At 74.3% G+C, this 1,021-nt stretch carries 1 protein-coding gene; it reads right to left on the reverse strand.

The window, feature by feature from the left end; genetic code table 11:
• The coding region (locus tag AC2W7C_RS18380) for a sensor histidine kinase (protein ID WP_486002633.1) at nt 1–846 on the reverse strand (846 nt) is incomplete at its 3' end.
• Nucleotides 847–1,021 lie beyond the last annotated feature (175 nt).

Genomic DNA, 1,021 nt, shown 5'->3' on the forward strand with positions numbered 1-1,021 from the left:
CGGCTCGCGGTCGGGGGTGACCAGGGGCAGGCGGGTGGCTCCGCCCTCGCGGGCGCCGCCCGACCAGGGCGCGGAGGCCTCGTCCAGGGGCACGTCGGGCCGGATGACGATCTCCACCGCCTCGCCCGAGGGCGAGTACTTTATGGCGTTGTCGACCAGGTTCTGGATCACCTGGATGATCTCGTCGCGGTCGCCGTTGACCGGGGCGGTCAGGTCGCGGCCCTCCAGCCGCACGGACACGTCGCGTTCGGCCGACAGGACGCTGACGGCGTCGATGACGTCGACCGCCGCGCGGGCCAGGTCGACCCGGCCGGACGGCGGCACGTGCTCGTTCAGCTCGATCCGGCTGAGCGACAGCAGGTCGGCGACCAGGCGGCTCATCCGGTCGGCCTGCACCGCCATGATGTCCAGGAAGCGGTCGCGCGCCTTGACGTCGTCCCGGGCGTGGCCCTTCAGCGTCTCGATGAAGCCGGCCAGCGAGGCCAGGGGCGTCTTCAGCTCGTGCGAGGCGTTGGCCAGGAAGTCGACGCGCATCAGCTCCATGCGCCGCACCTCGGTCTCGTCGCGCAGCACGACCAGGGCCAGGGGACGGTCGGCGTCGGGCGAGGGCAGGGGACGGGTCAGGGCGCGCCAGTGGCGGGTCTGGGCGCCGACGCCGGCGTAGTCGGTGGTGCGCGCGACGCCGCCGAACAGGGCCTCGTCCACCGCCTCCAGCACCGTCGGTTCGCGCAGGGCCGAGACCAGCAGCGCGCCCTCGCGCTGGATGCGGAATAGGTCGCGCGCGGCGGCGTTGGCCAGCATCACCCGACGCCCCGCGATGTCGTCGGCCTCGCCGCCCGCCACCACCAGGACCGGATCGGCCAGGGCCTCGAAGGCGCTGTCCAGGAGTTGCTGATCGCCGGCCGCAGGCGAGGAAACGGCCTGGCCGTCGGCCGGCCGGCTGGGCCATGCGGCGGGGCGGGGGGCGCCGATTCAGCGTCACGGCGACGAGGGCCGTCAGCAGGGCGCCGGACAGCAGCGG

Source organism: Brevundimonas sp. CURTG3B2_SDJG, assembly GCF_057364705.1.